Source organism: Pollutimonas subterranea, assembly GCF_002849655.1.
Lineage (GTDB): Bacteria > Pseudomonadota > Gammaproteobacteria > Burkholderiales > Burkholderiaceae_B > Pollutimonas > Pollutimonas subterranea.
The window spans coordinates 113,254-125,545 of sequence record NZ_PDNW01000011.1 but is presented as its reverse complement, the minus strand read 5'-3'; the positions used below and the strand labels follow the sequence as shown (position 1 = coordinate 125,545).

Annotated in this window: 11 protein-coding genes; 1 reads left to right on the top strand and 10 read right to left on the bottom strand. The window is 54.5% G+C overall.

The annotated features are described in order from the left end of the window. The 10 genes from CR159_RS13780 to CR159_RS13735 form a co-directional block, all read right to left on the bottom strand. Positions 1-393, bottom strand: coding sequence for a Zn-ribbon domain-containing OB-fold protein (locus CR159_RS13780; RefSeq protein ID WP_102074529.1), 393 nt, complete (start codon positions 391-393; stop codon positions 1-3). 14 nt (positions 394-407) lie between these two features. Beyond that, positions 408-1,592, bottom strand: a complete 1,185-nt coding sequence (locus CR159_RS13775; protein ID WP_102074528.1) for a thiolase family protein — start codon at positions 1,590-1,592, stop codon at positions 408-410. Positions 1,593-1,904: 312 nt separating this feature from the next. Next, positions 1,905-2,858 carry a D-2-hydroxyacid dehydrogenase gene (locus tag CR159_RS13770; RefSeq protein ID WP_158238547.1) on the bottom strand — a complete coding sequence of 318 codons (954 nt, stop codon included), beginning with the start codon at positions 2,856-2,858 and terminating at the stop codon, positions 1,905-1,907. A gap of 37 nt (positions 2,859-2,895) precedes the next feature. Continuing rightward, complete coding sequence (locus CR159_RS13765) at positions 2,896-4,281, bottom strand: MmgE/PrpD family protein (protein WP_158238546.1); 1,386 nt, start codon at positions 4,279-4,281, stop codon at positions 2,896-2,898. Further along, positions 4,278-5,438, bottom strand: a complete 1,161-nt coding sequence (locus CR159_RS13760; RefSeq protein ID WP_102074573.1) for a PrpF domain-containing protein — start codon at positions 5,436-5,438, stop codon at positions 4,278-4,280. Before CR159_RS13760 ends, CR159_RS13765 begins: the two co-directional genes overlap by 4 nt. Positions 5,439-5,505: 67 nt before the next feature. Then, on the bottom strand, positions 5,506-6,714 hold the full coding sequence (locus CR159_RS13755) for an iron-containing alcohol dehydrogenase (RefSeq protein WP_102074525.1): 1,209 nt from the start codon (positions 6,712-6,714) through the stop codon (positions 5,506-5,508). 43 nt (positions 6,715-6,757) lie between these two features. Then, complete coding sequence (locus CR159_RS13750; RefSeq protein WP_102074524.1) at positions 6,758-7,945, bottom strand: acyl-CoA dehydrogenase family protein; 1,188 nt, start codon at positions 7,943-7,945, stop codon at positions 6,758-6,760. 74 nt (positions 7,946-8,019) lie between these two features. After that, positions 8,020-8,796, bottom strand: coding sequence for an enoyl-CoA hydratase/isomerase family protein (locus tag CR159_RS13745; RefSeq protein WP_102074523.1), 777 nt, complete (start codon positions 8,794-8,796; stop codon positions 8,020-8,022). A gap of 26 nt (positions 8,797-8,822) precedes the next feature. Further along, the gene (locus CR159_RS13740; protein ID WP_102074522.1) at positions 8,823-10,031 is read right to left on the bottom strand and encodes a CaiB/BaiF CoA transferase family protein; all 1,209 of its coding nucleotides are present in this window, start codon (positions 10,029-10,031) and stop codon (positions 8,823-8,825) included. Then, complete coding sequence (locus CR159_RS13735; protein ID WP_102074521.1) at positions 10,028-11,284, bottom strand: CaiB/BaiF CoA transferase family protein; 1,257 nt, start codon at positions 11,282-11,284, stop codon at positions 10,028-10,030. Before CR159_RS13735 ends, CR159_RS13740 begins: the two co-directional genes overlap by 4 nt. A 165-nt stretch (positions 11,285-11,449) precedes the next feature. Here CR159_RS13735 and CR159_RS13730 point away from each other — a divergent pair, with 165 nt between their 5' ends. Continuing rightward, positions 11,450-12,286 (top strand): IclR family transcriptional regulator, encoded by an 837-nt coding sequence (locus tag CR159_RS13730; protein ID WP_143705464.1) that lies wholly within the window; start codon positions 11,450-11,452, stop codon positions 12,284-12,286. Positions 12,287-12,292: the final 6 nt, after the last annotated feature.

Sequence of the window (12,292 nt, the reverse complement as noted above, 5' to 3'; positions counted from 1 at the left end):
TTATGCAAGCACAAATTTGTTTACTCGATAGCCGTCCGGATGATCGGTATACACCATATTCACCGGTGCATCGAGTGCGACCTTGTCCACGTTTTCATGATCCATGTAACTGACCATGATCGGCCCTTCTTCAAGCTGAACAGCCACAACCAGATGCGGCGCGGGATAGGCGGGCAGATACTGACGATGAAACACAGTCCACGAAATGATTTTTGCGCGACCTGAAATAGGCGCCCACTCGTACTCCATGCTCAGCGATACCGGGCATGCCGGCCCCGGCGGATAGCGAAAAACACCCGATTCCGGACAACGCTGGAGTTTCATCCGGCCTTCGGCGATGCTGTCCCACATGGGTTTGTCATACATGGAGTAATAACGCGGCGACTTGCTCATAATGCTGATTCCCCTTAAACACCATAAATTATGGACATGGCCTTGCCGGCGACATCCGACACATATTGCACATGTCGGCAATTTGCCACTTGCCTGGCGCCCAGGCCGCCGCGCAATTGACGCACCGCCTCTATCTGATGGCTCCACCCCTGCATGTAGGATTCAGACAAGTGCCCACCGTGCGTATTGATCGGAAGTCCGCCGCCCACGCCAATTCCTTTCTCGGCAATGAACTCTGCCGCAGCGCCCTGCCCACAATATCCAAAGCCCTCGAGTACGAAGAATATATGCGGGCTGAAGCTGTCATATACGAGCAGTGCATTGATATCCTTGGGTCCGACGCCGGCAGCTGCATACACTTGTTCGGCCGCGTTCAATTGCGCCGGTCGATAAAAATCGATCAACCTCGGCCCAAGACTGGTGGCATGATGATTAAGATCGGAACGCCCCAAACCGTTGATATAGACCGGCTGCTGTTTACAACGCTTTGCGCGTTCTGCCGACATGATAATAAGCGCGACACCACCGTCATTAATCAGACAGTAGTCATTCATGCGTAGCGGCGCGGCGATGTAGTTGCTCGCAAGGTATTCGTCGATCGTCAAGGACTTGTTTTGCATCAGGGCATTCGGATTCAGGTTTGCCCATTGACGCTGCCCAACGGCAACCTGTCCCAGATCCCTGTCTGTCACACCACATAATTCTTTATAGCGCTGAAACATCAAGGCATAGAGCGCACCTTGCGACGTCAATCCCCACGGGCTGTGATAGACGTATGACAAGAACGAACCACCCCCCATAGCCTCCGGCCCGCCGTATTGGACGGCAGCTGAACGTTGATCGTTTCCATATACGAGGGCCACGACCTCTGCCATTCCGGACTTGATGGCCAAAACAGCCTGGAATACCGATTGCACGGCGTCTGCCTGCCCACCCCACCTGGGATCAATGTTAAGAATCTCTCCCATCCGCTCGTAGGCGGTCGTCGGACCGACAATCAAGCCGTCAACTTCGTCACGTGAAATACCAGCGTCTTGCAATGCACGATTAAATGCCAACGTTGCATAGCCGTATGAGTCGTAAGGCTTTTCGCCGTTACGCACCCTTTTGTAATCTTCGACCCAATCCGTATGACCGATGCCGACCACGGCCGAAATATTCGATGTGCTGGTATCGACCTTTTCTGATCTATTTTCCACTGCCACATTCCCCGTCGATAGGTTTACACCGCATAAACGGTGTGCGAGCTCTTCGATAATGCGTCCCTGCAGCTCAATGCCAAAGGACGCGCGCGAGCGCTTAATAACTTTGCTTCGTAAGCTGATAGTTCAATATATGAACCAATGAACTCATAGCATTATGATTTTAGCTGACATAACTACAGCAATGTCCCATAAACAATAGACAACTAGTCCATATAATGAGATATGGCAAAACCGATAGCCAGAAATAGTGGTAGCCGTACGAATGTATTGATCCCGTTAGCAAGGAAGAGCGATCAGCAAATGCCGCTAATAGCCCTTTGAAAGATCGACTTGATTCACCAATGCATCAGCTTGCATATAGCGCCTCAGGTTTTCTTCGAACAGCACAATGCCCCGCTTCCAGTATTGTTCTGTATTACCGGCTGTGTGGCTGGTCAATACCACATTGGGGTGGGTCCATAAAGGGTGATTCGAAGGCAAAGGTTCCTGATCAACCACGTCCAGGCCGGCTCCAGCCAAGGGGCCATGATCCAGTGCATGCAATAAGGCGTCGGTCGACACCGTGCTGCCGCGCCCGACATTATAAAAATAGCTGCCGGTCTTCATTACTGAAAACACCGGCTCACCGATCAATGCTTCGGAGGCCTCCGTACCAGGAAGACAGGCAACAAGATGATCGACCTGGGCAGCAAGTGTAGAAAGCTCATCACTGCCATATACGATATCCACTCCCGGGACAGGACTTGGATTGCGCCGCACACCCATCACCCGCATGCCCAAGGCAACCCCTTTCTCAGCTAGCGCTTGTCCGATGGCGCCTAGCCCGACAATGCCCAGGGTCTGGCCCCGCAACTCAAACAGCCGTAACTCCTGACTTTTGGTCCAGACCTGATTGCGCTGGGCACGTGCCAACACAGGTAGCGCACGTGCAAAGCCGAACATCAGCGCCAACACATGTTCGGCAATGTTGGGAGCGGCAACACCCCTGCTGTTGGTCACCACAATGCCACGCTGTCGCACGGGCCCGGCATCAAAGCCGTCGGCACCGGCTCCTAGCAGATGCATCCAGAGCAGCGACGTACCAGCCTGAATAATCATGTCGGTCGGCCACCCGAAGAAGACCTCTGCATCATCAAGCATGGCCATCACATCCGCCCTGCTTCTGGAAAAAGCAAACGTCACATCGGGAAAGGCCTGTTGCAGGCTTTCCACGTAGGTCGGTTCAAGTCGAAAACCCACTACAACTTTAATGCGTTTCATATCGATCCTTGAGCGCGGATGAGGACTCATACGCCAATCAACAAGATGCCGCTGGACATGCTGACAATATGTCGCGGACCCGAATGCGCTGCATCGCAAACGCTGTATCGAAAAATGTTTCCGGCGATGCCTGGCAGCCGCCGTGAACGAAACAGTCGGCAGCCTTTTCCAGCAGCTCGGATTCGGTCAAAGGCGAATCAGGTCCGCCACGTAGCTGTGTCACCATTTTTTCCAGCGTTTGGCCCGATTTTGTCGAAATCATAATCCGATTCCACCGAGGGCTGGCGGCCCCGTTATCTTCCCTGGCATGAACCTTTTCGAAGAACTGCTGTATGGACGGACGCCGTACCGCCTCATCAGTAAAGCTGACCAACTTTACGTAGCCATCATGGATCGCCGCCGCGACGGCATAATGCATACTGAACTTCGCTTCAAGCCCCGTTTGCGGACGTGGGTGTATCAAAGGCACCATCGCGCGGTGGTTGCACGTCACATCGACGTGATCGATCTGCTCAAGAGCGAGACCATGTTCGGACTTGAGATCCAGAACACCATCGATGGTGCGATGTGTGGCGTAGCACAATGGATACTTCTTGATTTCAAGACCGCTATCGATAATTTCGAGAGAGCCGGAACCAAGGGTATCCATTTGGGCATGCAGGTCCTCGCCGTTCGCATAGAGGCTCATGTAACCATAGGAACCGTTGACCGCCATCGGGGAACTGTCGAAGCCTTTTTGAGCAAGCAGCACCGAACGCACGGCCGCCGCGCCGCAATTGCCCGCCTGAAACGACTTTGCCATGGTGCCAAAATTAGCCCGTGTACCACCTGATTGCGCAACAGCAAGGCCCAATGCGTTGGCGATCTGCTTGCGATCCAAGTTCAACAAATGTGCGCACGCTGCCGTCGCACCCAATGTTCCAACCGACGCTGTTGAATGCCATCCCTTTGCGTAATGATCGCCAACCATGGATTTGGCCAGTTTGATCATCACCTCGAATCCGGCAACAAAGGCAGCCGTCAGTTGAGCCCCAGTTTTATCGTAAGCGTCGGACAAAGCAAGCAGCGCCGGCAACAAGGCAATGCTTGGATGACCACGCATTGGCGATGTCACGTCGTCAAAATCCAGGACATGGCCGGCCGTTCCGTTGTACAGGGCGGCCTCTTCGAGGGGCAATCTTTCTCGCGTTCCCCATGCAACCGTTTCGTGCACGGCACGACGCCCACCAAGATAGTCCAGCATGGTGATCGCGGCTGGCTCGCGGCGGCCCGCATATGCAACCGATACAGTGTCGATAACGGCCCTGGCGGTCTGGTTGAAATGGGCCGCGGCAAGCGCCCGTTCATCAAATCCAAGAAGGAAATCGGCGATCCGGTAACTGATCGACCTCATCGCCTGCTCATCGCTGTGACAAGTGCTCATAAATGGTCGGCTCCTTTCTTCATAAAAACCCGCCCCTCTGCTATTCGGCGAGCGGTACGCCATATCGTGGCAGTAGTGACGCTGTACGCAGCGGATGCATTGGCACCGACCGCCGACTCAACATGAATGATTCCGCTAGGATGACCGATACGAATCGGCATGTCCGCAGCGACCGTCGCAGCAAGATAGCGGGCAGCGACCGTACCCGGGATGCGGCAGGCCACGCCAGTGCATGATGTCACGGTTGCCGCCATCGCCTTGCTGGTGGCCCCCGTCGAGTATTGGCGGCACAGCAAGTCGACCGATACGTCCTTGATGACTTCGCCGGTCGTATATGACTGATAAGTAAGCGGCCTTTGCACGATCACACACATTGGTGTGGACGGCACCCTACGTGAATTCCAGTAGTCGCCCAACCCGACGCTGTGTGCGACTGTGCGGCGAATGGCGTCCACCTTGGCGACAAGGGCAGCATTGCCGTCAATCTGCGCAGGCGTTTCGATACCTTCCATATCGAGCGTATCAGCAGACACAAATACGACCAGATTGGCGCAATCGACCACCGAGACCTCGATTTGGCCGTACCCAGGCACGTTCAATAGGACTGTCGGCGATCCCAGGGGCAAAAGCTGGCCGGTAATCGCCCCCGCGGCGCGACTGAAATCCAGTGCAATAGGCGCCCCTGTTCCTGGCACACCCCCGATGGCCAAGTTCCCTTCCACCAATGGTTCGCCGTCGCGCACCGGCACATCCGCAAACAGGATCTTGTCGGTATTGAGATTATGGATCCGAACTCGGGTGACGCCGTCCCGGGCGTGCACATACCCCTGCTGGATTGCATACATTCCGACGGCCGCAGTCAAATTGCCGCAGTTGAGATTGAAGTCTACTTCGGCTGCCTGGATACCGACCTGGGCAAACAGATAGGTCACATCGGTGTCCGGCAAAATCGGCCGTCCGATGATGGCGGCTTTGCTGGTCAGTTTTTCAGCACCGCCCAAGCCATCGATTTGGCGCGCATCCGGGGATCCAAAAATATCCAGCAGACAATTCGTCAATTGCTGGCGGTCCTGCGGCACTTCGTCAGCGCGCAGGAAAACGCCTTTACTGGTTCCTCCGCGCATCAACACGAAATCCAATGCTGCCGGTTTTGACATATGCACTCCTACTGTTCAACAGCCGACGCCGCAGGCCTGATGCCGACGCTCAGTACGTCGCTCATCGTTACCAAGCGTCATGCATAACGGCGCTGAGCAAATCACGGTGATTTGCCAAACGACGCTCCCGATCCGCATTGAAGTTTCGAAGCGAGAGCGTGACAATTTCTGCGATCTGCTCATTTCGAACGCCCAGGTCGCGTAAACGGCCTGGAATGCCCATGCCGCCAAACTCGCGATCAACCGCCTCGCCGACCACCTGCGGAGCGCCAGACTGATCACCCCGATCTTCTGGCCAGACATGAAGGGCCTTGCCCATTTCGGCTATGGCCTGGGGACACATATGTCCGAAGCGACGCACCGTGGGTCCAGTAAGTATGGCGCTCGCCGATCCCTGATCAACGTCTTCAACCAGATTGAATGTGGCCGCCGCCAGGGCGTATACGACTTTTGCGATCCAATGGACGTCAAAAGGTCGTCCGCCGTCATCTTCATCGCGATTCTGTAAAAGGGCCGCCGCACATATATCGATTCGAGCTTGAGAGTCGGCAGTATCAGTCAGCGAGTCAATTGCCCTGCGCGCCAGGAAAAAGGCCTGTTTTCGACTGCCCTGCACCAATGGATTGGCGTGTTCGACGGCTCCCATATTCATCAGTGCCCGCCAGTAAACGGCTACACCCGTGGACAAGGCCAGCGACGGCGGTGCCGTCAACAAGGCATCCGCGTCCCAGAAAACGGACAGTGGACGTGTTTTGGGATCAAAGAACTCGAGCCGGTATGATCCGTGCTGATTTTTCAAGGCGGAACCTGCCCGGTTCTGCGCTGACGTTCCAGCAGTCAGGATATTGACTATTGGCAGCTTGGGGGCATGCAGACGCGGGCTGACGGCACTTCCCTCCGCGGGGTAATGGGTAACCAGCCGGTCGACCGCGTCGGATTCGGCAAGCAAAATCGCGACGACACGAGTTGCCTTTATGACGCTTCCCGCCCCCACGGCGATCAGAATATCGGCTTGGCAATCCCGAGCTGCCTCGACGGCCTCCTGGACATCACTCAGCGGTGCGTCTTTCCCTATTCTGGAATAGAGGCCGGCGAAGCGATGACCCAATAGTGCGCGGATGCGATCAATCAGATCGGTTTTTTCAGCCACGCTTCGGCCGCAAATCACAAAAGCGCGACATGCCTCAACGCGGTCCAGTTCCGCCGGGAGCAGGTTCAATGCGTCCTTGCCCGCATGGACACGAACGGGATAAGCTACTGACGTAAATCGATCCATCCTTTCTCCCTCTTTTCCTGTTAGCGTTGAAGCCGTCGGCAAATCAGGGCTGCGGCATTCCGTTACGGAGCAAGTCGCGGGCGATTACCCAGCGATGCACTTCGCTGGGGCCCTCAACAATACGCAGCACCCGAACCATACGAGAGATGTATTCCAGTGGCAGCTCTTTGGAAACGCCCATGCCACCGAAAAGTTGAATCGCGCGATCGACCACACGACCGATCATTTCTGTGGCCTGCACCTTGACCATGGAACCGTCACGGCGCACATCTGTGATACCGCTATCCAGCTTCCACGCCAAGCGATAAACCAGCATGCGAACCATTTCAAGTTCCTGATAGCTGTCGGCGATCCACCACTGTATGGTCTGCCTGTCGGCCAGCAAGGAGCCGAAAGTAGACCGGGAATTTGCCTGTTCAATCATCATTTCAATACAGCGAGTGGCCAGACCGAGACAACGAGCCCCTATTTCAAGGCGGCGCACACCCAAACGCTGCGACATCGGTGCAAAGCCATTGCCCACTTCGCCGAGGACTTGATTGTCATCCAGCTCAACGTTGTCGAAGAACACCTCATAGGGATGATATTCGCCGATCATGGGATAGGAGGTGGGTACGCTCAGGCCCGGCGTTCCCTTATCAACCAGGAAAGCTGTGATCCCTTCGCGAGATCCTTTACTCGGATCTGTAACGGCCATCACGATCATGAAATCGGCACGGCGCGCATTACTGATCCAGATTTTCGAGCCGTTCAGTACCCACTTCCCATTTTTACGCTCCGCTTTCATTTTGATCGCCGCCGCATCAGATCCGGCTCCAGGCTCAGTCAGCGCCAAGCAGCTTTTCTTTTCACCGCGTGAATAGGGCAGCAGGTAGCGATCAACCTGGTCGCCCTTGCAAAGCTCTTTAAGCATAAACAAATTTGGACTTTCAGGAGGAAGAATGAACGGCACAATACTGTGCTTGAGCTCTTCAATAACGACACACTTGGCAAGCATGCCAAAGTCCTGGCCGCCAAACTCCTCCGGCACATCGATACCCCATAAACCAATATCGCGCGCTTTCTTTTGCAGTTCTGCATCGAGCTCGGCGGGAATCAGCGGGTCGTCCTTAAAGCCGCGTTCCGCCTCACGACGAATAATCAACTGTTCATGCGGTATTAATTCATTGCTGACAAAACGCGCAACCGTCTCGCGCACCATGCGCGTGCTTTCGGGTAATTCAAAATCCATGACTGTCCTTGGTTTATCCGGGGAAAGCAGACCAATCCGGCCCGCTATTCACCTATGACGTAATGATGTAAGGTTTACCGACCCTTATAAACGGGAGGCCTTTTCTCCTGAAAAGCCAAACGCCCTTCAAGGCGGTCCTCAGTGTCCCGGAGCAGTCCAAAGGCATAACGCTCTGCATCCATCCCCGCCTGCAGGGGAATATCCAGGCCCTGATATACCAAGCGCTTCGTCGCCCGTACTGACAAGGGCGCATTCCGGGCAATACGATTCGCAACTTCCAGGGCGGCCGGCAACAAGTCATCGGCCGCAACGACCTTACTGACCAGTCCCATCCTCAGTGCTTCCGCGGCATCGATGCGATCACCCGTCAACAAAAGCAACATGGCATTCGAGGCGCCGATGGCGCGAGGAAGACGTTGCGTGCCGCCCGCACCCGGAAGGCTCCCGATCCTGACCTCGGATAAAGCAAACTGTGCTGTTTCGGACGCTATTCGAATATCGCAAGCCAGCGCTATCTCCATACCGCCGCCCATAGCGTATCCATTCACTGCGCAAATCAGGGGTTTATCCGTTGTAAGCCCCACCAGCAGGTGATCAGACTCCGCCCGGCCAAAGGTCAGTTCCGCGAACGTTTCCTTCGGCGGCATGGTTTTCTTAAGATCGGCACCGGCACAGAACGCCTTTTGTCCCGCTCCGGTGATAATGGCCACGCGAATAGAATCATCTTCATGAATACGTCGCCATGCACTTTTCAGCTCGGCGCGCAGCTCGGGATCGATAGAGTTCATCGCCTCCGGCCTGTTCAAGGTAATTGTCGCGACGTTGTCGACCACTTCAAAAATCAAGCTCATGTTTACTCCTGTGAATACGCGCTCGATTAGACCAAAACGTCGGCGGCGATCAAGCGGGCAACATCCGTGCGACTCAAACCCAACAAGTCCTCACATACTTCGTGCGTATGCTGACCCAAGAGCGGCGCAGGCGACAACGGCGCTGACTCGGCATCTGAAAAACGAAAAGGGGCAGAGTTGTATGTACTGGGTCCCATCTCGGGATGATTCATTTGCACCCAATGGCGACGCGCCTGAAGCTGTGGATCGCTCTCGAGCACGCCTTTTGCATCATGTACGACACCAGCCGGGACACCTGCCTGCTGAAGCTCATGCATCAAATCCGACGCATCACGGCCGCGAGTCACCTGAGACACTGCGTCGTCAAGCAAGAGATACTCTGACAGGCGTCCTGCCGCGGTAGACCAGCGCGAGCGGTCAGGCAGTCCTAGCAATGCACGCAACGCCTGCCACTGATCGTCGGTTTCAACGGCAATTGCAATCCAGCGGTCTGCGCCACAACATGGATAGACACCGTGGGGTGCCATCTGCGGATGGCTATTGCCACGGCGATTATCAATATCACCGTTGACCAGATAATTCATGATGGAAGGGCCCAACATGGACATCATCGGTTCAGTCTGCGCAATATCGATCGCTTGCCCCTGCCCAGTGCGCCGCTGGTGCCGCAAGGCCGCAATAATTGCAAAGGCCGCATGAGTAGGATTGGGAATATGGTCGGGATAGTTCGTGCCGGTCCCAGCCGGCTCGTGATCGGGCAAGCCCGTCAGGTGCTGCAATCCGGTAACCGCGCCAATCGTCAATCCATAGCCAAGGTCACTGCATTCCGGACCTTTCGCGCCCTGCATTGACATGGCAAGAAATACGATATCCGGCTTGATTTCCTTGATTACTTCGTACCCTAAACCCAGCTTTTCCATGACGCCAGGCGTGAAGTTATTTGTTACCACATGCGCATCGGCAATCAAACGTTTGACAAGGGCAAGACCCTCTTCGTTTTTGACATTGACGGTAATGCTGCGCTTGCTGGAATTGCGGTCGGCAAAATATCCGCTGCGATTAATTCCGGGAATTTTATCTTTGTAAGGCTTGGCGACCCGCAGTGTATCGAGACGCTTTGATGTCTCGATCTTGATAACGTCAGCACCGAGGTCCGCGAGCATTTTGGTCGTATACGACCCCGCGCCAATCCAGGTAAAGTCTATTACCCTGATTCCCGTCAATAGTCGTTTCATCGTACACATCCCTTTCTCATGAGCTCCTGCTCATGCGCGTTATCAATACCTATATCGTTGAGAATTTCTCTTGTATGCTGGCCTAAGCGTGGTGCCCCACGCTGCACAGCACAGGGTGTTTGGGACAAGTGATAAGGCGCGCCAGGCATCACCAAAGGGGACCCATCCGAAGCCGTAACATCGATAAAGTATTCTCGGTACTTGCGCTGTTCGCTCTTGTTCAAGTCAGAGGTGTCGCATATTGGTGCAATCGGAATACGTCGGGCACGCCCTTTCTCCTGCATCTGTGCTTTGGTATGAGCCTGCGCAAATGCGGAAAATATTTCTGTAAACCGTGTCTTGGCGGGCGATGAAGCCAGGTAATCGTTGTCATGCCAGCAAGGCTCTTTAAGTTCCTCGGCACGCTCCAAGCCCTCGTCAATGAGCCACTGCGTTGTATCGGCCCAGAATCGATTCCCGCCCACACCACCCGCCATCAAATAGACATAGCCGTCTTTGCACTTGAAAACGCCGGTTCCCGCCAATCGCTGCTCGCCACCATTGCGCTTGCGGATGGTTCCTTCAAGGTCGTAGAACTGCACCGCATTTTCCATACCCATGACAACAGACTCTTGCATGGAAACATCGATATGCTGGCCAGAAGCGCTGAGCTCTGCGTCATATACGGCGGCCATCGTTGCGACGGCTGCGAATAGATTCGCGGCGCCTATCGCCTGCTCGCCGAATGCGACCATCGGGGCCGTATCTTTATAGCCGGCAAGATAAAGCATGCCGCCCATCGCCATGCCCACTAGATCGGAACCAAGCCAATCGGAATAGGGACCATGCTGTCCGAAAGGCGTGATACTGGTCATAACAAGCCCCGGTGCAATCTTGCGAAGGACCTCATAACCAAGGCCCCGTCGCTCCATCGCACCCGGCCGCTCGCTTTCGATCAACACGTGTGCGTTCTTGACCAAGGCCAGAAAGATTTTTTGGCCTTCGGGAGTATCCAGATCCAGCGCAATACTGCGCTTGTTTGTGTTTTGGTACTGAAATACCAGACTCGACTCAAGATCTTGACGCCCTTTTATTCTGGGCTCCATCCCGCGGGTTGGCGCACCGGCAATAGGTTCGATGAGAATTACGTCGGCGCCTTGGTCAGCGAACAGCTTGCCGCAGTAATTGCCCAGTGCCCCAGCCAAGTCCAGAACCACGATACCTTCGAGAGCCTGCGCAGGACCACTCTGCCTTGCCCATTTCCCTATTGTCATCTTTAAAGTTTACTCCCGAAATATGGACTATTCAATTAACCGCAAACCGTTTAATTGACCTAGCAATCATAGATAGTTGAAGTACACGAGTCAATTCAAATAGCTTGATAATGTTCCATATATTGAGATAATATCTAATGAAGCGAAGATTGAACGCTAATTGATTTGTACCGGCTGCGCGCCACTACAGGGGCCTCATTAATGCCAGCAAGAACTGCATCGCAAAGTACCGTTTCGGGCACCCAGACCATCCAACGTGCAGCACTGCTGCTTCGCCTGTTGACCAGCCACAATCGCACCGGACTACGTTTGGTAGATCTCCATCAAAAGGCAGAACTCGAGCGATCGACTACTCACCGAATCTTGCAAGGACTGATTGCAGAACAGCTGGTATCGCAACACCCTTCCAATAAGCGCTATTTTTTGGGCAACAGCATCTACGAGATGGGACTTGCCGCGGCGCCACCGTTCAACCTTCGCGATATTTGCCATCCACACATCAAAGCACTTGCTCAAATCAGCGGCGATACTGTTTTCCTTGTCGTCCGATCCGGCTTCGATGGCGTATGCGTCGACAGACAGGAAGGCTCATTTCCCATACGTGTATTCATAATGGATGTCGGCCGCCGCCGCCCCCTGAACGTGGGTGGCGGAAATATCGCCATAATGAGCACATTGACAGATGCAGAAATAGAGCGAATCTGCCTGGTCAACCGAGATCGAATTGCAGAGTCCTATCCCAATTACTCAGAAAAAACACTGCATGAAAGAATCGCGCAAGCACGAGCCAAGGGGTATCTGGTAAATAATATTCTGGAAGTCCCGCGCGCAAGATCGATCGCGGTACCGGTTCGGACATCATTTGAAGGCTCCGCGACCGTCGCCCTCAGTATTTCTGCTGTGGATGACCGTATGCAGCCATCCCGTATAGAAGAACTTTCGACGCTATTGCTTGAAACGGCAAAGAAAATCGAAGAGGAAACCGCTGCCCTGTTGCGCTGAAAAGCC

What these genes read in the sequence shown, in the direction of transcription:
- CR159_RS13780 (WP_102074529.1), bottom strand. Translation starts at nt 393, where the DNA reads ATGAGCAAGTCGCCGCGTTATTACTCCATGTATGACAAACCCATGTGG.
- CR159_RS13770 (WP_158238547.1), bottom strand. Translation starts at nt 2,858, where the DNA reads ATGAAACGCATTAAAGTTGTAGTGGGTTTTCGACTTGAACCGACCTAC.
- CR159_RS13765 (WP_158238546.1), bottom strand. Translation starts at nt 4,281, where the DNA reads ATGAGCACTTGTCACAGCGATGAGCAGGCGATGAGGTCGATCAGTTAC.
- CR159_RS13760 (WP_102074573.1), bottom strand. Translation starts at nt 5,438, where the DNA reads ATGTCAAAACCGGCAGCATTGGATTTCGTGTTGATGCGCGGAGGAACC.
- CR159_RS13755 (WP_102074525.1), bottom strand. Translation starts at nt 6,714, where the DNA reads ATGGATCGATTTACGTCAGTAGCTTATCCCGTTCGTGTCCATGCGGGC.
- CR159_RS13750 (WP_102074524.1), bottom strand. Translation starts at nt 7,945, where the DNA reads ATGGATTTTGAATTACCCGAAAGCACGCGCATGGTGCGCGAGACGGTT.
- CR159_RS13745 (WP_102074523.1), bottom strand. Translation starts at nt 8,796, where the DNA reads ATGAGCTTGATTTTTGAAGTGGTCGACAACGTCGCGACAATTACCTTG.
- CR159_RS13740 (WP_102074522.1), bottom strand. Translation starts at nt 10,031, where the DNA reads ATGAAACGACTATTGACGGGAATCAGGGTAATAGACTTTACCTGGATT.
- CR159_RS13735 (WP_102074521.1), bottom strand. Translation starts at nt 11,284, where the DNA reads ATGACAATAGGGAAATGGGCAAGGCAGAGTGGTCCTGCGCAGGCTCTC.